This is a genomic window from Thiohalocapsa sp. ML1 (assembly GCF_001469165.1).
Classification (GTDB): Bacteria; Pseudomonadota; Gammaproteobacteria; order Chromatiales; family Chromatiaceae; genus Thiohalocapsa.
The window spans coordinates 1-24649 of record NZ_JABX01000064.1 but is presented as its reverse complement, the minus strand read 5'-3'; the positions used below and the strand labels follow the sequence as shown (position 1 = coordinate 24649).

Sequence of the window (24649 nt, the reverse complement as noted above, 5' to 3'; positions counted from 1 at the left end):
GTCCGGTATCGACCTATGGGCGGACTGGAAGGGGCTGGCGCTGCGCGATTGCTGCGCGTTCCTCGCGTGGCACCCGGGCATGCCGATCCGCTGGCAAGGCGAGTCCTACTACTACCCGCTCTATGTCCACACCTACTACAGCCAGCTCCGCTTGCACGATTTCTCCCAGGGCATCATCGAGCATGAGCTGGCCGATTTGCGCCGCGCCCGCATCCTGCGCCAGGCCTTCATGCAGTTCCGTAACCAGTTCTGGTTCCGCGAGCCGGCAACCCGCTTTCAAGGGATCGCGGTAGCCGATGCCATGCGTGCCGGCATGGGTCTCAATGGGCTCTACGACAGCGTGGCCGCCGAGGTGGAGCAGGTCGGCAACTACGTCGATCAGAAGACCAGCGCGGCGCGGCAGAAGCTGATTGCGCTGCTGTTGGTGCTGATCTGGCCCATCGGCATCCTCACCGGGATCTACGAGGACGAGCTATCGCAACTGGAGTCCTGGCTTCACGACGCCTCGCCCTGGTGGATCGCTGCCGGCTTCTTCGCCTTCGTCGCCGCTGTGATCGGGCTCTACGCGGCCCTCGCCGAGCGCGCGGCGCTGTGGCTCACGCGCTTGGGGGAGTGGTTTCTGCGCAAGGGGGTCTGAATCTACCCGATGCACCCGATACGCTATCGCTTCGTCCCCCCCGGCTCGATGGCCGAGCCCGGCCCCGGCGAGCTGTACCTAGACACTGGCAACCGCCTCGCGCCCGGCGTCATCGACCATCACCAGCCGGACGCGCCGGCGCGCTGCACGTCGGCGTTGGTCTTGGAGCGGCCCGAGCTGGTGCTATCGCAGGTCAGCAACCTCGCACCCGGCGAGCCCCTGACCATCGTCACGCACGATGCGCCGGATATGGACGCGGTCACCGCCGCCGTGCTGGTGGAGCAGGTGCTGGCGGGCTCGGTGTCCGACGGTGCTCGGCGCTTGGCGGACTATGTCTGCAGGATCGACCGGGGAGAAACCCGGCTTGATCCGGCGGCGCCGATCACCGCCTATACGATCTTTCTCGCCACTGCGCGTCTGGCCTGCGACCGTGCGGGCGACGATACCGATTCGGTGGCGATGGCGGCCCTCGAAGCCGGGGCGCGGCTGATCCGCCGGCTCATCGAGCAGCTCGACCGGGAGCCGGACCCGGCAGCGCTGGAGCACGCGTTGGCGCAGGCGCCGGCCTGGGCGGCGGAGCGGGAGCTGATCGACTCGGACCTGGCGTGCTATCGCAGCGATCTCGCCACCGCCGAGCGACTGCGACCGGCGCTGCCGCGGGTGGACGGCGGCCTGGAGTCGGTGCCCGGGCTGTGGGTGAGGCAGCCGACGGCGATGCTGTTCAAGGCCTGGGCACGCGGCGATGTGGAGGGCGCGGCGGACCCGCGCGGGTTCGTTTTTCTGGCCGTCGTGCTCTCGCCGCGGCGCACCATCCTCAGTGTGCAGCCGGATCAGGGGGTTTGGCTGAAAGGGCTGGGCGAGGCGCTGGAGCGGGCGGAGACGGCCAAGCGCCGAGCGTTGGGGCAGGAGCGCCGCGGCAAGCCCCGCCCCGGCTACGATTCGCCGGACCCCTGGTACGACGGGCGCTCCCCGCTGCATGGCTGGACCATCGTCGATGCGCCCCGTGACGGCAGCGTGCTCACTCCGCCGGAGATCCGCGACGTGCTGGATGACTGGATCGCGGGGGGTGGATGCGATCAGCCGCCGACTGGCGCCTGATCACCGTCCGCCAGGGCTCGTCCTGTGGCGATGAATCGTTCGGCCTCGTCCAACGCACGCGCGACATCGGCGAGAGGAATGGCATCCGCGTGTAATCGGCGACCAAACGCAGCCCCTGCAAGCGCGAGAGGGTCGCACCCAACTCCAGACTTACCCGCCCGGTCTTCACGTAGACGCGGGCGAGCTCGGCGATCATGCCGTTGTGCGTCTTCGGGCGTGGGACGCCTGCTCGTTCCAGCATGGCCCAGGCGCCGTAGTAAACCGCATAGTAGGCGCGATCGGACGCGGTCTCGGCATCGCCACGCTCACAAGCCGCGCGTCCGGCAGCTAGGGCACGACCAGCCTTGTCGAACAGCGCCGTCTCGGTCACAGCACAATGCCCTCTCCCTGGATACTTCGCAGCAGACCCAGGGCGCGATCCTGCGCAGGCCGATCCGGAGCACCGCCGAAGGCCCAGGGCTGGATCAGAATGCCGGTATCCAGGAACACCCCATAGGCGTCCCCCGCCATGTCCATTTGCGCCTCGACGGGATCGGCGATCGGATCGAGAAAGACCGCCAGATCCGCGTCGCTGTCCGCTCGCGCGTCGCCCCGCGCGCGCGAGCCGAACAACACCAGCCCGCGCAGCCGCTCGCCGTAGCGTCGCATCAGGTGCATGCGAAAGGCGGCGACGGCGTCCGTGGTGGCCGCATCGGGCACGGGGGGCTGGGGCATGACGGGAAGCCTCGGATCGATCACCGAGCAATGTCGGTCATTTGCGAACGCTAGCGCATCGCTGGGCTCGGGACAACCGGGGGTCGCCCGCCCGTCCATGCATTGCTTGCATGCTTCATCGCTCCGCAACCACGTTCCCGCCGACACAGCGGTCGCCGAGGTGACACGCAGCTATCCCCGGGCCGTCTCCAGAGTGAGGAGCATCCGGCATCGGGTCGAGGCCCTAGGCCACATCGTGCAAGGCGCCCGCGTAGAGCGGCGCGATGTGGGTGCCGAGAAAGGCCGGCGCGGTCGGATCATCGAGCGGGCGGGAGGTCAGCACCAGATAGAGCCCGTCCGGCAGCAGGTTTGGCGACGGTAGGAGCTGCAACGGCCAGTCGGCCTCGCCGGGCGGGCGGGACTCGTCCAGGCCGTCGATGCAGACGATCAGCGGGCCTGTGGTGCGGGTCAGGTGGATGTGGCGCGCGGCGAACTCACGCCAAGCCTGGAGCCAGGCGACGAAGCGCTCCGGCGTCGGCTCGCCGTCGCGGGTGAGCAGCAGCGGGCGATCGTTCTTCACGTTGTCGCTCGGGTCGTAGACGGCGGCCAGGCGCTCCTCCAGCCGCGCCAGCAGCGCACCGACGCCGGGGCGGTACTCCTTGCGGCAGTAGTAGGCGACGATGGCGCCCGGTGCCGCGGCGCCGGTGGTTTGGCTCGTCCCCGTGCGGGTTGCGTGCGGGTCGAAGCGCGCCTCGATGGGGGCGTCGCTCAGGTCCGAGTCCCCGGCCAGGCCCTGGATGAAGGTGGTCTTGCCGACATGGGCCGGGGCCTGCAGCCAGTAGACGCCGCTGGCATTCTCCGCCAGAAAGGCGGCCAAGTCCGCGCGCAGATAGGCCGGCGAGTCGTAGTTGCGGTCCACCCGCGCCCGGTCGAGCGCCCGCAGCACCCAGCCCTGGCTCAGCGGCGCGTCACGCAGGTCGGCAGGCGGCAGGTCCGCGAGCGGGATGTCCAGCCCGGCGATGGCCTCGCCCAGGTCGGTCTCGTCGCTGCCCTTGAGCCGCGAGCTGTGGCCGCGGGCATAGTCCAGCAGGTCGAAGCGCCCGCCGCGGTCGGCCTCGCGCAGGTTGTCGTAGATCAGCACATCGCGGCGCCCGCACTGCTGGCAGATGCGCGCCGCGAGCAGCGGGGAGAGCGCGAGCCGGGCCCCGTCAGGCAGCTCGAACGCCAGCGGCAGCCGGCGGCTCCGGTGCCCGCCCCCCGACCCGCCCTGATCGTGCCGCGGGTCCTTCAGCCAATGTGCGGTGGCCGCGGCGCCGGTGAGGTCGATCTCGCCGACGGCGGCGTCGTCGGGCGCCGCGTCGGCGTCCAGGGCCAGCAATCGCCAGCCCATGAAGGCGCCGGCGTCCACCAGCTTGGCCAGGGTGTCGAACAGGGGCTCGCAGCGCAGCGGCTCGCCGCCCTGGCCCGCCTGGCCGGTCTTCCCGGTCTCCAGCAACGCCCGCACCAGGTCCGCGGTCTCCCGCGGGTCGGCATTGCGGGCACCATGGCCCAGGGTGCGGTTGCGCAGCGCCGGATAGGCGTTCGCGAAGGGCAGCAGGTGCGCGCGCAGCACGCGCGCCAGCGCGGGCAGCGGGTCATCCGCCGGACCCTGCTCTGGTGATGCCGCATGGTCGATGGCCTCGCGCAGCATCTGCACCCAGTTGCCGACGGAGAGCCCGCGTTGGAAGGCCGCGCGCCGCGCCCAGTCCGCGGCATCGCCGCCGGCCGCGAGCAGCCCCTGCAGCAGCACGCAGGCGGAGAACTTGATCAGCACCTCAGCCGTGTCCCGCGCCTGCAACAGCGCCGCCTCCGGACTCGGCGGCAGCCGCCGCCCGTCGGCGCCGCGCGGGCCGGCCAGGTCATCCGCGAGCCGGGCGACCTCGTGGGCGATGGGCGCCGGCCAACGCTCGCGCACCCGCTCCAGCCAGCCGCCCGCCGCGCCGACGCCCGCCATGCGCCGGCCGAGCGCGCGCAGGGCCTCGCCCGCCGCAGCCAGGTCCGCGGGCGCGGTCAGGTCCGGCGCCAAGGCGTTGCTGCGCTCGGCGCAGTCGGCGGCGAAGTCCCAGACGCGCTCGCGCCGCGCTGCGTCGGCGCCCGCGGTCTCCAGCCAGGCCTGCACCTGCGCCAGGAAGGCATCGCGGCTATGCCCCGCCTGTTCCGCCGCGTGGCGCAGCAGCAGCACTTGGGCTTGGTCGTCGCGGTCGATGGTCATGTCAGGATCCCCAGGCCCGAAAAGGCCGAGCCGACGCCACGCCAAGACCGGTGCGCCCCGGCAACGCCCGGCAAGCGGACGTCTGTATCCGCTCGGTGCTTTGCGCCCTTGCAGCGCTGACGTGCGCCTCGGTGGCTCACGGCGTCACGCGAACGAATCGGCGTACAGGCAGATTGCCCAGAACGGCCCGCAGTTGCGGCACCAACGGCAGCAGCTTGGAAAGCTCATTGGACGGCGCGTCCAAGATGACCACCGACAGCGGCAACGTCGCCGGGTTCTGTTGATGCGGCATGTTCTTGTCGGCGGTGATCAGCGCATCGAATTCCGCGGCCGCGACGGCCAGCAGCCGCCCGTTCCGGTAGCCGCTCCAGCCCATCGTCGCGACAGTCTCGACCCGGTGGCCTGGAAGGTGCTCGCGCAACCGCCGCGGCAGCGACTCGTCAAGCAGCAGCCGCATCGAGGAACAAACGCTCGCGGGCCGCCTCCAGCACCGCAACGGCAGCGGGCCGGGTGACCGACGGAAAGTCGGTCAGAAAGTCGTCGAGCGACGAGCTGCCTTCCAGGTAATCGAACAGGTTCTGCACCGGGACGCGGGTGCCGCTGAAGCAAAGCACGCCGCTCATGACCTCCGGGTCGCGGCTGATCGGGAGTAAAGGCATGTGGACCTCGCTGTTTCAGAGCTCGGGCCGACCCGCAAGTGGTGGCAATTTAGACCAGCACATCCCGGAGCTCCGCCAGGGTCTCGATGCTGAAGACCGGCGTCACACGCCCGTCGAGCGCCGCACCGACGACGACGCCGGCGCACCGGCGGGATTGATCAGGCCCGAGACGAAAACATTGGTATCAACGATGACGCGCACGCTCGGCTCGCACCTTGTCGACCAGCGCCGCGATCTCGTCGTCGTCCGGTGCCTCGGTCCCGACGGCCGCGCCGAGCCGTGCGACCAACTCGCGCAACTGCGCGCGCGCCATGGCTTGATCGCGGGACTCAATGATCAGCCCCCCTTTGATGCGGCGTACGCTCGGGTCGGGCCCGAGGTCGGCAAGGTACTGCGGCGGGATCACCAGTCCTTCCGGTGCGAGCTTGAGATCGGCCATGATGTTTCTCGGCGTCGTCTTCGGCTTGAATGCTGAAGAGTGTAGCGGGCAGCAGGGGCAAAGTAACGCTTGTCCATCAAATCAGCGGCTTGCGGCGTGATGCCTAGCCCGAGCGCCGGCGGAGCCAGCGCACGGCGCGGACCAGGAGCGCGATGGGCAACAGGATTAGCCAGATCGGCGCCACCACCACATGCAACAGCCAAAACACCCGCGGGTTCTGTTCGCGTAGGGTCGACAGCACAGCGCCGCTCCCCCAGTGCAGCAGGACGCTTGTACACCATTCCTGGACCTGCGCCGCGTCCTGGGCGTGTCCCTCGGCACGCAGCCAGGCGGCGATCTCTGCCGCGGCGGCGAAGTCCGCCCGCCCGCGGGCCGCGCCGAGCGCGTGTGCGCGGGCGCTGTGAGTTCCCGCCAGGTCGACGCGCAGCGGAGCAGGCCAAGCAGCCTCGCCGCTGGCGGCCAGCAGCGCGTCGCGGATGTCTTGGCCAAGCTGGATCGCCGCATCAAAGTCGGCGATTGCCGCAGCGAGATCGCCATTGTTCCAATGGGCGACGCCGCGGTTTCGGCGCACGGTGGCGAACTCGTTGCTGTAGGGGATGCTCAAGGCCGCTTCGCCGCTGGTGGCCACCTGCGCAGCGCGAATGCCTTCAAACAACCGTATCGCTTCATCATAGTAAGGGATTGCGAGGGTAAGTTCACCGTTCGCCCGATGGACGTTAGCGAGGCCGCAACGGAGGACAGCGAGATTTCTGCGATATTGGATGCTCCAAGCATCTTCTCCACCGGCTGCAATCAGAAAGTCCCGGATGCCTTCATGTATACTAATCGCCACACTATAGTCTGCCCCCGCACAAGCAAAGTTGCCATTGAGTTCGTGACCGAAAGCTCGATTCTGATACGCCAAAGCGAGATCGTCTTGTTGTGGTATGCTCCATGCGGCATCGCCGCCCCCCTCTATCAACGTGTCTCGAATGCCTTCCGTTATTCGGATCGCAGTGTCATGATCAGAGATAGCCCGAGCAATTTCCCGATTTCTCGCGTGCGCAAGACCTCGATTTGATCGCGTGGCAGCATAATCTCGACGATAGTTTATCGTCCATGCGGACTCACCTCCGTATTTGACGAGTACGTTGCGGATATCCTCCTCGATTTGAACCGCCGCGTCGTAGTCGATAATCGCCGAAGGCAAATCTCCGTTACTCTGGTGCGCACTGCCCCGGATTGAGCGTGCGACGGCGAGATCATTCAGGTAAGAAATGCTCCCGACTGCGCAGCAATCGGATGCGATCAGCGTGTCGCGGACACCCTCGCGGAGGGTGATCGCCTCGCCGAGGTCGGCGATCGCGAGGATGAAATTACCATTCTCAATGTGTGTGCACCCCCGGTTGCAGAGAGTGCCAGCGAGAAAGTTCCGGTAAGGTATTTCCCAAGCTCCCTCACCACCGGTTGCGATCAGCTCATACCTTATGTCTTCGAGAAGCTCAATCGCCCCTACATAGTCAGCCATAGCTGCGGCGCTGTCGCCGTTGCTTGCGTGCGCGGCGCCGCGATTCTGGAGTGCGCGGGCGAGCTCAACACGATAGATAGTCGCCCAAGCTGACTCTCCCCCACCGATGTTGAACGCGTCGCGAATGGCCTCTGCGAGCACCACTGCCGCGCTGTAGTCAGCAATCGCAGTATGAAGGCCCCCTTGTAATTGGTAAGCGTAACCGCGGGTCGAAAGGCAGCCGGCTAACTTGTTACCGGCTACCGGATCAGCGGTGATCCGACTGCTGATAGAATCCCCGGTCACCTGGGCTGATGGCAAATACCAGGTTGCGAGGAGGCTGAGAACCGGCAGACGTAAGTCGGCGCGGGCGGCCTGCTCAAGGGCCTCGTCCTCGGCTGACAGCCGGCGCATTGCCGTCTCGCGCAGCGCGGCCCATCGCGCGGCCACCGGCTCGGAGTCGGACAGGGTGGTGACCAGGGCGTCGAGTAAGGGCGCCAGAGCCTCGAACAGCGGCCAGTCCGGCTGCCGGCTCGGTTGGAGGCCGGGGGCATCCGGCGCAGCCTCGCTGCCGGCGGCGATGGCCTCGACGGCATCGAGCGCGGCGCCGGCCAGCAGAGCCGGCGCGCGCCGGACGAGGGGTGCGAGTTGTTCGTCCTGCGCCAGCGCCGGCCCGAGGTCCTTGAGCCCGATGCGAAAGCGGCTCGTGCCGCTGCCGCCGCGGTGCACGGCGAGCACGCCCTGGAGCTGTTGCAGGGTCAGCAGCAGGGCGGGGTTGTACGCGTCCGCGGGCCGGGGTGATATCTCGTTCGGGTCGCCGGCGGCCGGTGTCGTGGGCTCGGGGCTGTCCGTGCCGATGTCGCTCCCCGCGACTGGCACCAGCGCCGCTTGCCGCGGCGGCTCCAGCAGCAGCAGGGTCTGGAGCACCGCCAGCGGTAGACCCTGGAACTGCTCCGGCAGCGGTGTCAGTGCCGCGCCGGTGACGGGGTGCTCGATGCGCCCGGCGCCGAAGACCCAGGCGTGGGCCTGCTCGGCGGCGTGCAGCAGGGCGAGCACGGCGCGCATGCGCTCGGCCAGCTTGTGGCCGTATTCCAGGTGCAGACCGGCGAGCCAGCGCCGGTACAGGGCCTCGCCGGCGGTGGGCGCTGTCGCGGCGGCATCGCCGGATGCGTCGGTGCCGTCGTTGGCGGGTGGATCTGCGGGCGCCTCGGCGGCGGCGCGGCGCAGGCTGTCGGCGTCCTCCCGACCGCGCTGGCAGCGCTCGGTGAGGAAGGCGACGTAGGCGAAGCGGTGGTCGGCCGTCGCGATGATGGCATCGAGCAACTGCGCGTCGGCCGGCTTGTGCCGCGGGCTCAGGGCCAGCCTACGGCAGACATAGCCCTCCAGCATGGCGCGGTAGGGGCGGCCGGAGAGCCGGACGCGGCGCAGCGCGAGCGCGCCGGTGCTGCGTGCCGTGTCGCCGGCGAGCGTGCCGGCGGTCGGGGTGGCAGCGTCCTCTGGGGTGCCCGCTTGCGGCGATGCGTTGGTGCTGGACATGACCGCGAAAAGTCCCTCTCCGATACCGAAGCTGATGCGCAAGTGTGTTGTTCTGCGGCAATTATGCTCGAATGTCGGCTGCCATTTGATCCGCCTCGTTCTCGCTGAGCGCGCGCGAACTGTTCACACGCCTCTGGCCAAGCCTGGGCAATCTGCTGAGCCACGTCGGGCGGTTCGTGGACGCGGTGGCCTGCTGGGACCGGGCCATCGCTCGCTTGCCGGGCTTCGGGAGAAATAGGGGACGGGAGAAATAGGGAGAAATAGGGGACGCACCACCAATTCGCGCCGCTGGCGCCGCAACCCGAGCACTAGGCAGATGCCCACACCGCGCCGCGCACTGGCGGCCGAGCCGCCGGACCCGGTGCCGAGGCGGAGCCTCGGCACAAGTCGGAATGGCCTGACGCGCTCCGCGGTTACCGCGCCACACGCAGCGGGATTCAGTGGTCACCTGTTGATCGACGTGGATGGGAAGGCAACCCAGCGCAGGTGTCAAAGTAGGGTAACAGTCTGGCGGTGCGCCTGCCCGCCGCCGTGGTCGAGGGGCTCGACCTGCGCGTCGGCGACGACATCGAGATCCACGTCGATGGCGCACGGACCTTGAGCGTGGGCAAGTCGCCCGACAACCGCGAGCTGCTGGCACGGCTGCGCAAGTATCGGGGGCGTCTGCCGGAGGGCTTTCGGTTCGATCGGCTGGAGGCCCATGAGCGCGGCTGATGCCTTCTTCGATACAAAAGCCGACATTTGCGCTCAGCCCCTTCGCCGAGCACTGGGCCGAAAACGGGCTTCGAGAGTCGCTTGCGGCCCCTGCTGGCTAAGACTTGTCTGGAAGGGAGGCTGCGCCGACGGGCGAAGGACCGGCGAGCAGAGGGATGAACGCCAATCTGCGCCTCGCATCCGCCGCCAGTCTATTGATTAGAAAGGGAATTTGGCGCGCCCGACAGGATTCGAACCTGTGACCCCAGCCTTCGGAGGGCTGTACTCTATCCATCTGAGCTACGGGCGCGTGGGTGGGCCGATGGCTACTGGCCGCAGCGCATCGGACGGGTAAGGATAGTGGCGGAGCGGCGGCTTGTCCATGCCGGCGAGGGCCGGCGAGCGCCCCTCCGCCAGGCGGGCGCGGTGGCGGGCGTTGCGGTGCGGGCGCGGTCATCGGTCCGCGAACAGGCCCTTGAGGGCGGCGAGCTGGGCGCTGCCGTGGGCGCGGGCGTCGGCCTCGGTGCGCGGGGTGCTGTCGGGCTGGTCGAGCTCGCCGGCGGGCAGCTCGGACAGGAAGCGGCTGGGCCGGCAGGTGACGGTCTCGCCGAAGCGTCGGCGGCGGCGGGCGCGGGTGAAGGTGAGGCTCTGCTGGGCGCGGGTGATGCCGACGTAGCAGAGCCGGCGCTCTTCTTCGATGGCGTTGTGGCTGCCGTCGGCGGCGTCCGGGGCGGGGTCGTCGAGGCTGCTGTGGTGCGGCAGCAGCTCTTCTTCCATGCCGACCAGGTAGACGTGCGGAAATTCCAGGCCCTTGGCGCCGTGCAGCGTCATCAGGTGCACGCGGTCGCCGCCCTCGGCCTCTTCCCGGCGCTCGAGCACATCGAGCAGCGAGAGCCGGGCGACCAGCTCCGGCAGCGTCTTGCCGCTGCCCGCGTCGCCCTCGGCGACGGCGTCCCGGTGCAGGCGCTCCAGCCAGTCCACCAGGTCGGTGACGTTGCCGATGCGCCGCTCGGCGCTGGCGAGGCTGGGGGCGCTGTCCTTGCACCAGCCGGCGTAGTCGATGGCGGTGATGAGCGCGCGCACGGCGGCGACGGGGCTGGCGGCGGTGTCGGCCGCGGCGCGGTGTGCGTCCAGGAGCGCGACCAGCTCGGCGAGCCGCCCGGCCTGGCGCGCCGGGAGCTGCGCCGCGAGGGCGGGCTCCCGGCAGGCGGCGGCCAGCGGCTGCTCGCCTTCGGCGGCGAAGGCGGCGAGGCGTTGCAGCGTGGTGGGGCCGATCTCGCGCCGCGGTACGTTGACGACGCGCAGGAAGGCGGCGTCGTCCGCCGGATTGGCCAGCAGCCGCAGATAGGCCATGACGTCCTTGACCTCGGCGCGCGCGAAGAACGAGGTGCCGCCGCTCAGGAAATATGGCACGCCGAGCGCCCGCAGCGCCTGCTCGAAGGGCCGCGCCTGATGGTTGCTGCGGTACAGGATGGCGTAGCCGCCGTACGCGCGCTCTTTGGTGAGGTGCGCGTGCTGGATCTCGGCGGCGACGCGCTCGGCCTCGTGGGCCTCATGGCGGCAGACCAGCACGCGGGCCGGGTCGCCGGGGCCGAGCTCGCACCACAGGCGCTTGTCGAACAGATGCGGGTTGTGGCCGATGAGGCCGTTGGCGAGCTTGAGGATGCGCCCGCTGGAGCGGTAGTTCTGCTCCAGCATCACGACCTTGAGGGTCGGATAATGGTCGCGCAGCCGGGCGAGGTTGTCCGGCCGGGCGCCGCGCCAGGCATAGATCGACTGGTCATCGTCGCCGACCACGGTGAAGGCCCCGCGCGGGCCGACCAAGAGCCGCACCAGCTCGTATTGGGCGCCGTTGGTGTCCTGGTACTCGTCCACCAGCAGGTGGCGGGTGCGGTTCTGCCAGCGCTCGCGGGCGTCGGCATGGTCGCGCAGGATGCGCACCGGGCGCACGATGAGATCGTCGAAGTCGCAGGCGTTGTAGGCCGCGAGGCTCTTCTCGTAGTCGGCGTACAGCTCCGCAAGGCCGGCCTCGAAGTCGTCGTCGGCGGTGCTCGCGGCGCGGGCGGGGTCGATGAGGTCGTTCTTCCAGCGCGAGATGCGCGCGAGCGCGGCGGCCGGCGACACGGCATCGGCGAGTGCGTGCTCGCGCAGGTGCTCCTTCAGCACCGTGGCGCCGTCCTCGGGGTCGAACAGCGAGAAGCCCGGCCGCAGCCCCGCGGCGGCGGCCTCGCGCCGGAGCAGGTTGAGGCCGAAGGTGTGAAACGTCGACACCTTGAGCCCGCGCCCGGCGCCGCCCTTCAGCAGCGCGCCGACGCGGCCCTTCATCTCCCGCGCGGCCTTGTTGGTGAAGGTGAGCGCGACGATGGCATTGGCCGGCAGCCCGTGCTCGCGGATCAGGTGCGCGATCTTGCGCGTGATGACCCGGGTCTTGCCGGAGCCGGCACCGGCGATGACCAACAGCGGCCCGCCGACGTGGCGCACCGCCTCGGCCTGGCGTGGATTGAGTCCGTGCATGGAGGGCTCTTGGAGTGGATGGCGGCGGCGGGCCGGTCCGTGCCGGCGCGAGTCGCATGATGCCCCCGCGCGCCTCGCCGAGCGAGCCGCATCATGCCCGCGCGCTGCGCCGAGCCGACGCGGCGCGCACCGATGTCGGGGCGACGCCGAGCGCGCTGCCGGATCATCCGTAATACACTAGCGCGACCCGCAAGCCGCCACCGTATCGCCCATGCCACGCTTTTTGCCCGCGTCGCCCACCCCGGCGTTGCCGCACCTGCCGATGCTGCTCCTCGCCGCGAGCATCGGCCTCGCCTTTGCCACCGGCGCTCGCGCGCAGATGGCGGACGACGACGGCGGCTTTCTGTCCGCGCCCGCGGTGCCGACGCCGCCACGGCGGGCGGACCGGGTGGAGCCGGAGGTGACCATCATCGAGACCGATGAGGAGGTCATCTACGAGTATCGCGTCAAGGGACGGGTCTATATGGTGAAGATCCAGCCCATCGTCGGCCCGCCCTACTACCTGCTCGACACCAACGGCGACGGCACGCTGGACGTGCAGGAGAGCCACGAGCCGAACATCGCCCTGCCCCAGTGGCTCTTGTTCAGTTGGTGAAGCAGTCCATCCGGCTCGCGCCAACCGGCAGCTCGGCGGCAACATTCGGAGGCGGCAGGGCCAGATGGCGCAGGACGCATTGATCCCGGCCGTGCTGCTGCGCGTTGCAAGCGCGCTCGACCTCGTGAACGCCTGGGTGGGCCGCGTCATCGCCTGGCTCGCGCTGGCGATGGTGCTGGTGACCTTCCTGGTCGTGGTGCTGCGCTATGGGTTCGACAGCGGCTCGGTGGCATTGCAGGAATCCGTCACCTACATGCACGCACTGCTGTTCATGCTCGGCGCCGCCTACACGCTGCAGCAAAACGGTCATGTGCGCGTAGACATCTTCTATCAGCGCTTCTCGCCGCGGGGGCGCGCCTGGGTGGACCTGCTCGGCACGCTGGTGCTGTTGGTTCCGGTCAGCCTGTTCATCCTGCTCTCGTCCTGGGACTACGTCATGACCTCCTGGTCCATCCACGAGAGCTCGCGGGAGGCCGGCGGGCTGCCTTACGTCTACTGGCTCAAATCGCTGCTGGTGGCGATGCCGCTGCTGATGCTGGTGCAGGGGCTGGTGCTGATTGTGCGCAACGGACTCTTCCTGGCGGGCGTCGAGGCGGCGCTGCCGTCGGCCGCGAGCGAAGCCGAAAAGCTGCCCTCGGCGGGCAACGAGGACGCGAACGGGAACGGCGCCGATGGCTGAGCTGATGCCGCTCTTGCTCTTTCTCGCCGTCGGCGGCGTGCTGCTGCTCGGCTATCCGGTGGCGCTGTCGCTCGGCGGCACGGCGCTGGTGTTCGCCTTCGTCGGCGAGTGGTTCGGGCTCTTCGACCACGCGTTCATCACGGCGCTGCCGAACCGCATCTACGGCGTGATGACGAACGAGACGCTCATCGCCGTGCCGTTGTTCGTGTTCATGGGCGTGATGCTGGAGCGCTCGCGCGTGGCCGAGAACCTGCTCGACACCATGGCGCTCTTGTTCGGGCCGATGCGCGGGGGCTTGGGCATCTCGGTGACGGTGGTCGGCATGCTGCTCGCGGCGAGCACCGGCATCGTCGGCGCCACCGTGGTGACCATGGGCCTGTTGTCGCTGCCGACGATGCTCAAGCGCAACTACTCGCCGAGCCTCGCGGCCGGCACCATCTGCGCGTCCGGCACGCTCGGGCAGATCATTCCGCCGTCCATCGTGCTGGTGCTGCTCGGGGACGTGCTGTCCGCGGCTTATCAGCAGGCGCAGCTCGACATGGGCGTGTTCTCGCCGGACACGGTGTCCGTCGGCGATCTGTTCGTCGGTGCGCTGATCCCGGGCTTGCTGCTGGTGGCGCTCTATATCGGCTACATGCTCGGCGTTGCGCTGCTGCGCCCGGAGGCGGCGCCGGCCATCCCGGCCGCCGAGCGCCCGCGGCACGACTGGCGCTTCTGGCTGCGGGTCGTGCGGGTGCTGCTGCCGCCGCTCGGGCTCATCGTCGCGGTGCTGGGGTCGATTCTGTACGGCATCGCGACGCCGACGGAGGCGGCCTCGGTGGGTGCCGTCGGCGCGCTGCTGCTCGCGGCGACGCAGGGTCAGTTGCGGCTTCGCACCCTCGGCGACGTTGTGCGCCAGACCAGCATCGTCACGAGCATGGTGTTCCTGATCTTCATCGGCGCCGCGATCTTCTCGCTGGTGTTCCGCGGCTTCGGCGGCGACGAGGTGGTGACGCATTTCCTCACCAACCTGCCGGGCGGCGTGGTCGGCGCCGTCACGCTGGTGATGCTGGTGATGTTCCTGCTCGGGTTCATTCTGGACTTCATCGAGATCACCTTCGTCGTCGTGCCCATCGTCGGACCGGTGCTGCTCGCCATGGGGCTGGACCCGGTGTGGCTCGGCGTGATGATCGCGATCAACCTGCAGACGTCCTTTCTGACGCCGCCGTTCGGCTTCTCGCTGTTCTATCTGCGCGGCGTCGCGCCGCCCGAGGTCACGACGGGCCAGATCTACCGCGGCGTCGCGCCCTTCATCGTGCTGCAGCTCTTGTTGCTGGGCGCGCTCGCGCTCTTCCCGCAGCTCGCGACCTGGCTGCCGAAGGCGATCTATTCCTGACGCGGCTGGGCGGCGCCGGCCACTCGGTGGAGCGCGGAGCACTGGAGCAAGCCGCCGGGGCAGGCTAGGATCGGCCCGGAAACACCATCGCTGCGAGCCGCCGCCATGACCCTCACCGCAACGTCGCCGCCGCGCGCCTCGGCCCTGGGGCAAGCTGTCCGCTTCAGTGTCGCGGACTATCACCGCATGGGCGAGTCGGGCATCTTGGGCCCGGAGCTGCGCACCGAGCTCATCGACGGGGAGGTCGTTGAAATGCCGCCGATCGGACATCCGCACGCGGGTACGGTGAAACTGCTGTCGAACCTGCTGAAGGAGCGCCTCGGCCCCGCCGCGATCGTCTCCGTGCAGGATCCGGTTTGGCTCGACGACCACACCGAGCCGCTGCCGGACATCGCCCTGCTGCGCCCGCGCGCCGACTACTACCGCAATGGCCACCCGACGCCGGACGAGGTGCTGCTGATCATCGAGGTGGCGGACTCGAGCCTCGCCTACGACCGCGATGTGAAGCTGCCGCGCTATGCCCGCGCCGGCATACCGCAGGTCTGGCTCGTGGACCTCGGCGGGCGCCGGCTGCTGCGGTACAGCCGGCCGGCGGGCGCCGGTTACGCCGAGACGACGGAGACGGCGGACCTCGCCGCGGTGGCGTTGCCGATGCCCGGCGACGGCGCGGCGGTGCTGGATCTGCACGGGCTCTTCTGACACGGCCGGTGCAGAACCCGCCGCCGCGAGCGCGGGGCTCGCGCCGCTGCGCGGGCGGCGCGGATCAGGACCGATAGTCCACCTCGGTGCCCGCAGTGCGCGGCGGCGGCGGCGGCATGTGCTCTGCGGCAATTAACCCCTGGAACAACTCGGGCTGCGGCTCGCGGAACATGACGCCGATGCCGGTGTTGTCGCCGTGGATGACGACCGCGGCGATGAGCCAGTCCCGGCCGAGGCTCGAGAATTCGAGCTCGACCGGCGTGCCCACGGGCAGGATCAGCGAGTGCACCGACAGGAACATGCCCCCGACGGAGACATCGTGCGCCGAGGCGCCGAGAAAGGGCCGGCGGCGATAGCGGATGTAGACCGGCAGGTCGATGCGGTGTCGCGCACCGTAGCGGCGTTCTTGACTCACAGGCGGTTGCCCCCTAATCAGCTTTTATTTCACACCGCATCTTAGGATATGTTCTTGACAAAGAAATTCAGCTTTCGTGAACAAATTATTTCAGTCACAGGCGAATCCTGATCGCGACGCGGGGCACACAGCCGCCGCGGGAAGACGCGGACAGCCGGTGCGGTCGGAAACGAACGTGCGCGGTGTTGACGGGCGTTGACTGGAGTGTTGACCTCCAGGTCAACGCGGCCACAGAGCGGGATGCATTGGTGTCGCGACTGCGGAGCCGACCGGGAGGTTGGCTCTCCGGCCATTCGGTTCGATCGCGCCCAAACGGCGTCAATGCGACCTAGAGCGCAACCTGGCGCGTGCTTCGATGTATCTTTCCAACTGACCGGCGCGCCCGATGGGCCGACGGGGGCATCTGACCGACGCCGAGCCCGCGGCATCGGCGTCGCATCAAGCACAGCGGAGGACGCACCATGGATCGCCAACAGGCCGCCAAGTTCATGCAGGATTGCCTGCGTACGATGTTGCAGCGCAAGGGTTCGGACTTGTTCATCTCTGCGGACTTCCCGCCCGCCTGCAAGATCGACGGCAAGATGACGCCGCTGACGGAGCAGCCGCTGACACCGGCGCAGACCTCGACGCTGGTGCGCTCCATCATGAACGACCACCAGATCCGCGAGTTCGACGCCACCAAAGAGTGCAACTTCGCGATCAATCCGCCCGGCATCGGGCGCTTTCGCGTCAACGTCTTTGTGCAGCAGGCGCGCACGGGGGCGGTGCTGCGCATTATCCCGACGACCATCCCCAAGATCGAAGAGCTCAACCTGCCGCCGGTGCTGCGCGACCTGGTGCTGACCAAGCGCGGGCTGATCCTGGTGGTGGGGGCACCGGCTCCGGCAAGTCCACGACGCTGGCGGCCATGCTCGGCTATCGCAACGCCAACACCTTCGGTCACATCATCACCATCGAGGACCCGGTGGAGTTCGTGCACAAGCACGACAAGTGCCTGATCACGCAACGGGAGGTGGGCGTCGACACCCAGAGCTGGGACCATGCGCTAGTCAACACGCTGCGCCAGGCGCCGAACGTGATCCTGATCGGCGAGATCCGCACGCGCGAGACCATGGAGCATGCGATCAACTTCTCGGAGACCGGCCACCTGTGCCTGTCCACGCTGCATGCCAACAGCGCGAACCAGGCGCTGGACCGCATCATCAACCTGTTTCCGGAAGAGCGCAGATCGCAACTGCTGATGGACCTGTCGCTGAACCTCAAGGCCGTCGTCAGCCAGCGGCTCCTGAGCAAGACGGGCGGCGGGCGCATCGCCGCGGTGGAGATCCTGATCAACTCGCCGCTGATCCAGGACCTGATCTTCAAAGGCAAGGTGCACGAGATCAAGACCATCATGCAGCGCTCGAAAGAGTCCGGCATGCAGACCTTCGACATGGCGCTGTTCGACCTCTACGAGTCCGGCCAGATCACCTACGAGGACGCGCTGCGCACCGCCGACTCGATGAACGAGCTGCGGCTCAAGATCAAGCTGGAGGGCAAGGACGCCGACGACCACGACGCCCTGGGCGACGTGGACGGGCTCTCCATCGTCGGCGAGGACGAGCCGGCGGCCCCACCGCCGGTCAACTTCGGCGGCCGGCGCTGAGCACGGAGACCACACGCATGGACTTCACGCCGTACTTGGACATGATGATCCGCAAGCAGGCCTCGGACATCTTCGTGTCCGCCGGCAGCCCGGTGCGGATCAAGATCGACGGCCAGTTGCACGACATCGGCAGCACCGTTTACACGCCGGAGCTGTGCCGCGACGCCGTCTGCTCGCTGATGGACGAGCGCCAGATCGAGGCGTTCGACGCCGCGCGCGAGCTGGACTTTGCCGTCGGGCTGGAGGATCGCGGGCGCTTTCGCATCAACGCCTTCCACCAGCGCGGCCACGCCGGCATGGTGATCCGGTATCTCAGCAACCGCATCCTCACCTGCGATGAGCTCGGGGTGCCGGACGTGCTAAAGACCATCGTCATGCACAAGCGCGGCATCGTGCTGATGGTGGGCGCCACCGGCTCCGGCAAGTCCACCACGCTCGCCGCGATGATCGACCATCGCAACAAAAACAGCACCGGCCACATCCTCACCATCGAGGACCCGGTGGAATACGTCCATCCGCACCAGGGCTGCGTGGTGAACCAGCGCGATGGGCGTCGACACCAAATCCTATGCGGCTGCGCTAAAGAGCAGCCTGCGCGAGGCGCCGGACGTGATTCTGATCGGCGAGATCCGCACCCGCGAGACCATGGAGGCCGCCATCGAGCTGTCCGGCACCGGGCATCTGGCCATCTCCACGCTGCACGCCAACAACGCCCACCAGGCCATGCAGCGCATCATCAACATGTTCCCGCAGGATCTGCACAAGACCCTGTACCTGGACTTGAGCCTCAACATGCGCGCCATCATCTCGCAGCGCCTGGTGCGCACCGTGGAGGGCAAGCGCACCGCCGCCATCGAGATCCTGATCAACACCCCGCACATTGCGGACCTGGTCCGCGAGGGGCGCATCGACGAGATCCAGGAGGCCATGGCCGGCACGGAAGAAGGCGGTATGACCACCTTCGACAACGCCCTGCTCAAGCTCTACCGCGACGGGCGCATCGACCTGCCCGAGTGCCTCAAGAACGCCGACTCGCAGGCGAATTTAGAGGCGAAGATCAACTTCGGGTGAGGCCGCATGGGCCGGCGCGACGGCCACGCCAGCTCAATGCGCCTGCCCGGCATAGAGTGCCGCGTAGGCGCCCTTGCCGCCGATGAGCTCCGCGTGGCTGCCTTCCTCGATCACCCGGCCGTGCTCCAGCACCAGCACCCGGTCCGCCTGGCGCACGGCGCTCAGCCGGTGCGCGATGATGAGCGTCGTGCGGCCCGCGAGGAAGCGCGACAACGCCGCGTGCAGCCTGGTCTCCGTGGCCGTGTCGAGCGCGGAGGTGGCCTCATCCAGGATGACGACCTTGGGGTCCGCGAGCACCATGCGCGCGACGGCGAGGCGCTGGCGCTGCCCGCCCGAGAGGCGCACGCCGTTGCGCCCGACGCGGGTGTCGAGCCCGCGCTCCAGCGCGGCCGCGACCTCCTCGAGCTGTGCGACCCCGAGCGCCGCCCAGAGGTCGGCATCCGGCATGTCGCGCCCCATGGTCAGGTTCATGCGCAGCGTGTCGTTCAGGAGCGCCGGGTGCTGCAGCACCGTCGCGACGTGGTCGCGCACCACGTCCATGCCGATGCGGGTCACGGGCACGCCGTCGAACAGGACCTGCCCGCTGCCCGGCGCGTACAGGCCGAGCAGCACCTGCACCAGCGTCGTCTTGCCGCCCCCGCTCGCGCCGACCAGCGCGACCTTCTCGCCGGCGGCGACCTCAAAGGAGACCCCGGTCAGCACCTTGGGCCCGTCGCCGTAGGCGAAGCACAGGTCGCGCACGGCGACCGACACGGTCCGCTTGCCGGCGAAGGGGTTCTCGGCATGCGGCCAGGCGGGCTCGCGGTGCAGGGCCAGAAGCCGGTTGATGCGGGTCAGCGCCCCATCGGCGGCATGGAAGGCGTACTGCACGTTCAGTACCTCCTGCACCGGGCCCATCATGAACCACAGGTACGCGAACACGGCGAGCATCTCGCCGATGGTCAGGTCGGAGAACAGCACCATCAGCATGCTCACGGCGCGGAACAGGTCGAAGCCGAACAGGAACACGGCGAACGACACGCGGTTCGCCGCATCGCTCTTCCACGTGAAGGCGCAGGACCAGCGGCGGATGGCGTCGGCCGTCTCGATGCCGCGGCCGATGAAGAAGCGCTCGCGGTTGCCGGCGCGGATCTGCGCGATGGCGTCCAGCGTCTCGGTCAAGCTCTGCGTGAAGGCCTCGTAGGCGGCGTTCTCGCGGCGCTTCATGTCCTTGACCCGGCGGCCGAAGACGATGGTCAGGTAGATCACCAGCGGGTTCAGCAGCAGGATGAAGAGCCCGAGCTGCCAGTGCATCCAGAGCAGCACCACCGCGGTGCCGGCGATGCTGAGCACCGCGACGATGAACTTGGCCACGGCGCCGCCGATGAAATTGTCCACGGCGTCCACGTCCGTCACCAGGTAGGATGCGACGGTGCCGCTGCCGAGCGTCTCGTACTCCGCCATGGACACGTGCCGCAAGTGGCGCAGCAGCGCGCTGCGCAGCCGAAACACGATGGCCTTCGAGATGATCGTAAACTGGCGACTCTGCACCACACCCAACGCCAGCGCGACCGCGCGCAGCCCAATGGATGCCGCCAGCACCGCCAGCACGTAGAGCATCGGCCCGTGCCAGGCGGCCGGAAACAGCGCGTTCATCAACGCGACGGCAGACCCCGGCTGTTGCAGCAGCACCTCGTCCACCAGCACCGGCATCAGCAGCGGCACCGGCACCGCGGCAAGCGTGCCAAGCACGGCGACGGCATTGGCCGCCACCAGCTCGCGCCGATGACTGCCGACCATCGCCCAAAGGTCCGACCAGCGGTAGCCGGCATGCGGCTCCTCGCGGCCTTCGCGCTGGTTCATTTCCGCAACAGGAATACGCTTGTCCTCCGCAGTCCGGTACCGCAAAAAATGCATTACAAGATTGACCGCAATGGGTTTCCGAGGGCAAAAGCGACGCCGGTTGGCGGCTTTCAATTGTGGCATTGCAACATCGTCACCTATACTGCCGCCGCAGCGCCGCTGCAACCACAGCCACTCGGCCCTGTGAGAGATTATGACCAAGCATCGACTGGTGCCGCTGCTCGTCGCCTGCGCCATCACCCTATTGCCCGTCGCCGGCCCCGCCGAGGACCTGCTGGCGATCTACGACCTGGCCACGGAAAGCGATCCGACGCTCCGCGAGGCGGAGCAGACGCTCTATGCCACCCGCGAGGTGAAGCCACAGACGCGCGCGCTGCTGTTGCCCAACTTCGGCGTTACCGGCGACGTGGACTACCAGAACGTCGATTCGTCCGGCCGCTCCGCCGTCGGCAGCTTCAGCCGCAGCGACAGCTTTTCCACCCAGGGCCTCGCCGCGGTCGTGAACCAGTCGGTGTATGACCGTGCCGACTGGGTGCGCCTGCGCCAAGCGGACGACACCATCGCCCAGGCGGAGGCGCAGTATCGCAGCGCCCAGATCGACCTCATGGTCCGCGTCACGCAGGCCTACTTCGCGGTACTGGAGGCCGCCGACGCGGTGCGCGTGAACCAGGCCCTGGTCGCCGCCGACGAGCGCCAACTGGAGCAGTCCCGTCAGCGCTTCGAGGTGGGCCTGGTCGCCATCACCGACGTGAACGACAGCCAGGCCGCCTATGACCGCTCCCGCGCCAACCTGATCACGGCCGAGAACGCGCTGGACAACGCCTGGGAGGCGCTCCGGCGCATCGTCGGCCCCGTGTCCGTGCCGCTCGCCCGCTTAGGCGACCGACTGCCGCTGGCGCCGCCGGAACCGAACGACATCAACATCTGGGCCGAAACGGCGCTCGCCAACAACTACGCCATCATTGCCGCCAGGGAGGCCGCCGAGGCCGCGCGCAAGGACATCGAGATCGAGCGTTCCGGCTACTTTCCAAGCGTGAATGCCCAGGCCGGCTACGACATCTCCCGCTCCGGCGCCGAATTCAACACCGACAGCGACACGGGCTTCGTCGGCCTCAGCGTCAACATCCCGATCTACCAGGGCGGCGCCGTCGCCTCGCGCACGCGCCAAGCGGGTCATCAGTTCCGCGCCGCGCAGGACCGCCTGGACCAGCAGCGACGCGCCGTGATCAATCAGGTCAAGGACGCCTTCCGCGGCATCACCTCCAGCATCAGCGACGTCCGCGCACGCCAGGCGGCCATCGTCTCGGCACGGAGCTCGCTGGAGTCCACCCAGGCGGGCCTTGAGGTCGGCACCCGCACCCAGGTGGACGTGCTGAACGCGCAGCGCGCGCTGTTCCAAGCGGAGTTCGATTACCTCGCCGCCCGCTACGACTACATCATCAACGGCGTGCTGCTGCACCAGGCCACCAGCACGCTGAGCCGCGACGTGCTCGCCAAGGGCAACGAGTGGCTCACCGAGGGCGATGTGGTGCCGCCTCCTGCCTATTGAGGTGCTAGGGTGCTAGGGGCTGGGCGCTAGGCAGTGCCGTCCCGGCCCTAGCACCTAGCTCCTAGCTCCTAGCTCCTAGCTCCTAGCTCCTAGCTCCTAGCTCCTAGCTCCTAGCTCCTAGCCCCTAGCACCTGATTCCCAATGTCTGGTAACTCCATCGGCAAATCCTTCGTCCTCACCAGCTTCGGGGAGAGCCACGGCGCGGCCATCGGCGGCATCGTCGATGGCTGTCCGCCGGGGTTGGCGCTGTCGGAGACGGACCTGCAGCACGACCTGGATCGTCGTCGGCCGGGGCAGTCTCGGCATACGACGCAGCGGCGCGAGGCGGACGCCGTGCGCATCCTGTCAGGCGTGTTCGAGGGTCGCACGACGGGTGCGCCCATCGGGCTGCTGATCGAGAACCAGGACCAGCGCTCGAAGGACTATTCCGAGATCGCCGACCGGTTCCGCCCCGGCCACGCGGACTACAGCTACACGATGAAGTACGGCTTCCGCGACTATCGCGGCGGCGGGCGCTCGTCGGCGCGGGAGACCGCCATCCGCGTCGCCGGCGGCGGCATCGCCAAGGTCTGCCTGCGGGAGCTGGCGGGCGTGACGGTGCGCGGCTTCCTGTCGCGGCTCGGACCCATTGATGCGGCGACGCTCCACAGCGACGGCTTCGATTGGGACGAGACCGACCGCAACCCGTTCTTTTGCCCCGTCGCCGCGCGGGTGGCGGAGTTGGAGGCGTACATGGATGAGCTGCGCAAGTCCGGCGACTCCATCGGCGCCGAGGTGACCGTGGTGGCCGACGGCGTGCCGCCGGGCCTGGGCGAGCCCGTGTTCGATCGCCTGGATGCGGACATTGCGCACGCGCTGATGGGCATCAACGCGGTTAAAGGGGTCGAGGTCGGCGCCGGCTTCGCGAGTGTGGCGCAGAAGGGCACCGAGCACCGCGACGAGATGACACCCGAGGGCTTCCTCAGCAACAACGCGGGCGGGGTGCTCGGCGGCATCTCCACGGGTCAGCGCATCATCGCTCGGCTCGCGCTCAAGCCCACCAGCAGCATCCGGCTGCCGGGCCGCACCGTGGACCTGAACGGCCAGCCGACCGAGGTCATCACCAAGGGCCGCCACGACCCCTGCGTCGGCATCCGCGCGACGCCCATCGCCGAGGCCATGCTCGCCATCGTGCTCGCCGACCATCTGCTGCGCCACCGCGGGCAGAATGGGCATGTGGTGCCGCCGCTGGCGCCGATTCCGGCCGGCCGCGGCTAGCCCTCCCCGGGTCCGCCGATTTCATCGGCCCCATGCCCTACGCGCGCCTGTCCGGCTACTACTTCTTCCACTTCGCGGCCATGGGCGCCCTGGTGCCCTACTGGGGGCCTTATCTCTTGGAGCGGGGCTTTGCGCCCGCGGCCATCGGCGTGCTGATGGCCATCCTGATGGGCACCAAGATCGTCGCACCCAACGTCTGGGGTTGGCTCGCCGACCGCCGCGGGGAGCGCATGCCCGTGGTCCGGCTCGGCGCGCTGCTCGCGGTGCTGGCCCTAGTGCCGGTGTTCTGGGCAGAAGGCTTCTGGGCGATGGCGCTGGTGATCACCGCGTTCAGCTTCTTCTGGAACGCGCCGCTGCCACTGATGGAGGCCGTGACCTTCAACCACCTCGGCAGCCGCGTGAATCGCTACGCCAGCGTGCGTGTCTGGGGCAGCATCGGCTTTATCGTTACAGTGCTGCTGGTGGGCTGGTGGCAGAGCAGCGCCGGCAGTGCGGTGGTGCCCGTGTCGGTGCTGGTGCTGTTCGTCGGCGTCTGGCTAAGCTGCCTGCTGATCCCGGATCGCGGCCACGCACCGGCCGAGCATGCGGAGCTACGGCTGCGGCAGGTGCTGGCGCGCCCGGAGATCCTAGCCTTTCTCGCCGCGTGCCTGCTGATGCAGGCGAGCCACGGCGCCTACTACGCCTTCTATTCAATTCACCTGGAGGCGCACGGCTACGGCCGCACCGCCGTCGGCGCGCTCTGGGCGCTCGGCGTCGGCATCGAGGTGCTGGTGTTCATCAACATGCATCGGTTGCTGCCCCGCTTCAGCGCCCGGCGCATGCTGCTCACGAGCCTGCTGCTGGCGGTGCTGCGCTGGCTCCTGATCGGCGCCTTCGTGGACATCGTCGCCGTGCAGCTCCTGGCGCAGAGCCTGCACGCGGCCACCTTCGGCGCGTTTCACGCCTCGGCGATTCACCTCGCGCATCACTACTTTCCGGGCCGCACCCAGGGCCGCGGCCAAGCGCTCTACAACAGCGTCAGCTTCGGCGTCGGCGGCGCCATCGGCAGCCTCATCGCCGGGTCACTGTGGGCGAGCGCGGGGGCCATGGCGACCTTCGCCGCTGCGTCCGGGCTCGCCGCGCTCGGCTTTGTCGCGGCCTTGCGAGTGGATCGCGCGCGGCGGTACTGAGCGGCAGGCGTCGCTGGAAGCGGACTAGGTTGCGTGCTGGGACCGCCGGCTTTCCAGCCGGCTCGGCGCGGCTCGATGCCGCGTCGGCGGCGTCTGGGCTGAGCAAGAGGGCGCATGCGCAGTCCTCCGCCCGGCGGCGCGGCATGAGCAACCGCCCCGGCTCCCGCGCCGCAGATCGCGCGCCGGGGGCATCGAGCCCCCGGCACGCGAAGCCGGCTGAAAGCCGGCTCGGCGCCGGCACGCGAAGCCGGCTGAAAGCCGGCTCGGCGCCGGCGCGGCGGACCGGGACCGCCGGCTTTCCAGCCGGCTCGCCGCCGACGCGGCTCGATGCCGCGTCGGCGGCGTCT

22 protein-coding genes, 1 tRNA gene and 2 pseudogenes are annotated in these 24649 nt (G+C 68.8%); 14 read left to right on the top strand and 11 right to left on the bottom strand.

Annotated elements, in window-relative coordinates; all coding sequences use genetic code 11:
* Positions 1 to 637, top strand: a 637-nt coding sequence (locus tag ML01_RS29805) for a hypothetical protein (protein ID WP_162268103.1), incomplete at its 5' end; no start/stop codon positions are given.
* Positions 638 to 646: 9 nt separating this feature from the next.
* Positions 647 to 1735: a hypothetical protein gene (locus ML01_RS24585; RefSeq protein WP_156427979.1), complete on the top strand. Its 1089-nt coding sequence runs from the start codon at positions 647 to 649 to the stop codon at positions 1733 to 1735.
* On the opposite strand, the gene ML01_RS31555 is transcribed toward ML01_RS24585, so the two are convergent.
* From ML01_RS31555 to ML01_RS24555, 7 genes are all read right to left on the bottom strand, one after another.
* Positions 1656 to 2105: a HEPN domain-containing protein gene (locus ML01_RS31555; protein WP_162268102.1), complete on the bottom strand. Its 450-nt coding sequence runs from the start codon at positions 2103 to 2105 to the stop codon at positions 1656 to 1658. The two genes, ML01_RS24585 and ML01_RS31555, sit on opposite strands and share 80 nt — an antisense overlap.
* Positions 2102 to 2449: a nucleotidyltransferase domain-containing protein gene (locus ML01_RS24580; protein ID WP_058558021.1), complete on the bottom strand. Its 348-nt coding sequence runs from the start codon at positions 2447 to 2449 to the stop codon at positions 2102 to 2104. The genes ML01_RS31555 and ML01_RS24580 overlap by 4 nt, the downstream gene beginning before the upstream one ends.
* 223 nt (positions 2450 to 2672) lie before the next feature.
* The gene (locus ML01_RS24575) at positions 2673 to 4679 is read right to left on the bottom strand and encodes a hypothetical protein (protein ID WP_058558020.1); all 2007 of its coding nucleotides are present in this window, start codon (positions 4677 to 4679) and stop codon (positions 2673 to 2675) included.
* A 136-nt stretch (positions 4680 to 4815) separates the two neighbouring features.
* Positions 4816 to 5136: a DUF5615 family PIN-like protein gene (locus ML01_RS24570; protein WP_058558019.1), complete on the bottom strand. Its 321-nt coding sequence runs from the start codon at positions 5134 to 5136 to the stop codon at positions 4816 to 4818.
* Entirely contained in the window at positions 5120 to 5338 is a 219-nt protein-coding gene (locus tag ML01_RS24565; protein ID WP_058554534.1) for a DUF433 domain-containing protein, read from the bottom strand. The genes ML01_RS24570 and ML01_RS24565 overlap by 17 nt, the downstream gene beginning before the upstream one ends.
* A 184-nt stretch (positions 5339 to 5522) precedes the next feature.
* Positions 5523 to 5777 (bottom strand): hypothetical protein, encoded by a 255-nt coding sequence (locus tag ML01_RS24560; protein WP_058558018.1) that lies wholly within the window; start codon positions 5775 to 5777, stop codon positions 5523 to 5525.
* 103 nt (positions 5778 to 5880) lie between these two features.
* On the bottom strand, positions 5881 to 8841 hold the full coding sequence (locus tag ML01_RS24555; RefSeq protein ID WP_058558017.1) for a hypothetical protein: 2961 nt from the start codon (positions 8839 to 8841) through the stop codon (positions 5881 to 5883).
* A gap of 465 nt (positions 8842 to 9306) precedes the next feature.
* On the opposite strand from ML01_RS24555, the gene ML01_RS24550 reads away from it, so the two are divergent.
* Entirely contained in the window at positions 9307 to 9513 is a 207-nt protein-coding gene (locus ML01_RS24550) for an AbrB/MazE/SpoVT family DNA-binding domain-containing protein (RefSeq protein WP_305825886.1), read from the top strand.
* A gap of 212 nt (positions 9514 to 9725) precedes the next feature.
* On the opposite strand, the gene ML01_RS24545 is transcribed toward ML01_RS24550, so the two are convergent.
* Both ML01_RS24545 and ML01_RS24540 read right to left on the bottom strand, forming a co-directional pair.
* Positions 9726 to 9802: transfer RNA gene (locus tag ML01_RS24545), tRNA-Arg, on the bottom strand.
* A 143-nt stretch (positions 9803 to 9945) separates the two neighbouring features.
* Entirely contained in the window at positions 9946 to 12006 is a 2061-nt protein-coding gene (locus ML01_RS24540; RefSeq protein ID WP_058558016.1) for a UvrD-helicase domain-containing protein, read from the bottom strand.
* A 211-nt stretch (positions 12007 to 12217) separates the two neighbouring features.
* On the opposite strand from ML01_RS24540, the gene ML01_RS24535 reads away from it, so the two are divergent.
* From ML01_RS24535 to ML01_RS24520, 4 genes are all read left to right on the top strand, one after another.
* Positions 12218 to 12601: a DUF2782 domain-containing protein gene (locus ML01_RS24535; protein ID WP_058558015.1), complete on the top strand. Its 384-nt coding sequence runs from the start codon at positions 12218 to 12220 to the stop codon at positions 12599 to 12601.
* Positions 12602 to 12665: 64 nt separating this feature from the next.
* Complete coding sequence (locus tag ML01_RS24530; RefSeq protein ID WP_058558014.1) at positions 12666 to 13280, top strand: TRAP transporter small permease subunit; 615 nt, start codon at positions 12666 to 12668, stop codon at positions 13278 to 13280.
* Entirely contained in the window at positions 13273 to 14655 is a 1383-nt protein-coding gene (locus ML01_RS24525) for a TRAP transporter large permease subunit (protein ID WP_058558013.1), read from the top strand. Before ML01_RS24530 ends, ML01_RS24525 begins: the two co-directional genes overlap by 8 nt.
* Positions 14656 to 14760: 105 nt before the next feature.
* The gene (locus ML01_RS24520) at positions 14761 to 15354 is read left to right on the top strand and encodes a Uma2 family endonuclease (RefSeq protein ID WP_058558012.1); all 594 of its coding nucleotides are present in this window, start codon (positions 14761 to 14763) and stop codon (positions 15352 to 15354) included.
* Between the two features lie 64 nt (positions 15355 to 15418).
* On the opposite strand, the gene ML01_RS24515 is transcribed toward ML01_RS24520, so the two are convergent.
* Positions 15419 to 15769 carry a PilZ domain-containing protein gene (locus ML01_RS24515; RefSeq protein ID WP_058558011.1) on the bottom strand — a complete coding sequence of 117 codons (351 nt, stop codon included), beginning with the start codon at positions 15767 to 15769 and terminating at the stop codon, positions 15419 to 15421.
* A gap of 461 nt (positions 15770 to 16230) precedes the next feature.
* On the opposite strand from ML01_RS24515, the pseudogene ML01_RS24510 reads away from it, so the two are divergent.
* The 3 genes and pseudogenes from ML01_RS24510 to ML01_RS31545 all read left to right on the top strand — a co-directional run bounded on the left by ML01_RS24510 (position 16231) and on the right by ML01_RS31545 (position 18485).
* Positions 16231 to 17414, top strand: a pseudogene (locus tag ML01_RS24510) (PilT/PilU family type 4a pilus ATPase).
* Between the two features lie 17 nt (positions 17415 to 17431).
* A pseudogene (locus ML01_RS31550) lies at positions 17432 to 17887 on the top strand (ATPase, T2SS/T4P/T4SS family); the annotation flags it as partial.
* Between the two features lie 73 nt (positions 17888 to 17960).
* Positions 17961 to 18485 carry an ATPase, T2SS/T4P/T4SS family gene (locus ML01_RS31545; protein WP_371258247.1) on the top strand — a complete coding sequence of 175 codons (525 nt, stop codon included), beginning with the start codon at positions 17961 to 17963 and terminating at the stop codon, positions 18483 to 18485.
* Positions 18486 to 18518: 33 nt separating this feature from the next.
* On the opposite strand, the gene ML01_RS24500 is transcribed toward ML01_RS31545, so the two are convergent.
* Positions 18519 to 20327 (bottom strand): ABC transporter ATP-binding protein, encoded by a 1809-nt coding sequence (locus tag ML01_RS24500; protein WP_058558010.1) that lies wholly within the window; start codon positions 20325 to 20327, stop codon positions 18519 to 18521.
* Positions 20328 to 20520: 193 nt separating this feature from the next.
* Between ML01_RS24500 and ML01_RS24495 the strand changes: the two genes are divergently transcribed.
* The 4 genes from ML01_RS24495 to ML01_RS30345 form a co-directional block, all read left to right on the top strand.
* The gene (locus tag ML01_RS24495; protein ID WP_058558009.1) at positions 20521 to 21876 is read left to right on the top strand and encodes a TolC family outer membrane protein; all 1356 of its coding nucleotides are present in this window, start codon (positions 20521 to 20523) and stop codon (positions 21874 to 21876) included.
* Between the two features lie 141 nt (positions 21877 to 22017).
* Positions 22018 to 23133, top strand: a complete 1116-nt coding sequence (gene aroC / locus ML01_RS24490; protein WP_058558008.1) for a chorismate synthase — start codon at positions 22018 to 22020, stop codon at positions 23131 to 23133.
* 32 nt (positions 23134 to 23165) lie between these two features.
* On the top strand, positions 23166 to 24302 hold the full coding sequence (locus tag ML01_RS24485) for an MFS transporter (protein WP_058558007.1): 1137 nt from the start codon (positions 23166 to 23168) through the stop codon (positions 24300 to 24302).
* A gap of 143 nt (positions 24303 to 24445) precedes the next feature.
* Positions 24446 to 24649: hypothetical protein (locus tag ML01_RS30345; protein WP_216819265.1), on the top strand; the 204-nt coding region annotated here is incomplete at its 3' end.

Bases quoted from the DNA above. Each gene is read 5' to 3' on its own strand.
- aroC (WP_058558008.1), top strand. From the start codon at position 22,018: ATGTCTGGTAACTCCATCGGCAAATCCTTCGTCCTCACCAGCTTCGGG.
- ML01_RS24525 (WP_058558013.1), top strand. From the start codon at position 13,273: ATGGCTGAGCTGATGCCGCTCTTGCTCTTTCTCGCCGTCGGCGGCGTG.
- ML01_RS24485 (WP_058558007.1), top strand. From the start codon at position 23,166: ATGCCCTACGCGCGCCTGTCCGGCTACTACTTCTTCCACTTCGCGGCC.
- ML01_RS24520 (WP_058558012.1), top strand. From the start codon at position 14,761: ATGACCCTCACCGCAACGTCGCCGCCGCGCGCCTCGGCCCTGGGGCAA.
- ML01_RS24575 (WP_058558020.1), bottom strand. From the start codon at position 4,679: ATGACCATCGACCGCGACGACCAAGCCCAAGTGCTGCTGCTGCGCCAC.
- ML01_RS24580 (WP_058558021.1), bottom strand. From the start codon at position 2,449: ATGCCCCAGCCCCCCGTGCCCGATGCGGCCACCACGGACGCCGTCGCC.
- ML01_RS24535 (WP_058558015.1), top strand. From the start codon at position 12,218: ATGCCACGCTTTTTGCCCGCGTCGCCCACCCCGGCGTTGCCGCACCTG.
- ML01_RS24560 (WP_058558018.1), bottom strand. From the start codon at position 5,777: ATGGCCGATCTCAAGCTCGCACCGGAAGGACTGGTGATCCCGCCGCAG.
- ML01_RS31545 (WP_371258247.1), top strand. From the start codon at position 17,961: ATGGGCGTCGACACCAAATCCTATGCGGCTGCGCTAAAGAGCAGCCTG.
- ML01_RS24570 (WP_058558019.1), bottom strand. From the start codon at position 5,136: ATGCGGCTGCTGCTTGACGAGTCGCTGCCGCGGCGGTTGCGCGAGCAC.
- ML01_RS24530 (WP_058558014.1), top strand. From the start codon at position 12,666: ATGGCGCAGGACGCATTGATCCCGGCCGTGCTGCTGCGCGTTGCAAGC.
- ML01_RS24500 (WP_058558010.1), bottom strand. From the start codon at position 20,327: ATGAACCAGCGCGAAGGCCGCGAGGAGCCGCATGCCGGCTACCGCTGG.
- ML01_RS24585 (WP_156427979.1), top strand. From the start codon at position 647: ATGCACCCGATACGCTATCGCTTCGTCCCCCCCGGCTCGATGGCCGAG.
- ML01_RS24495 (WP_058558009.1), top strand. From the start codon at position 20,521: ATGACCAAGCATCGACTGGTGCCGCTGCTCGTCGCCTGCGCCATCACC.
- ML01_RS24565 (WP_058554534.1), bottom strand. From the start codon at position 5,338: ATGCCTTTACTCCCGATCAGCCGCGACCCGGAGGTCATGAGCGGCGTG.
- ML01_RS24540 (WP_058558016.1), bottom strand. From the start codon at position 12,006: ATGCACGGACTCAATCCACGCCAGGCCGAGGCGGTGCGCCACGTCGGC.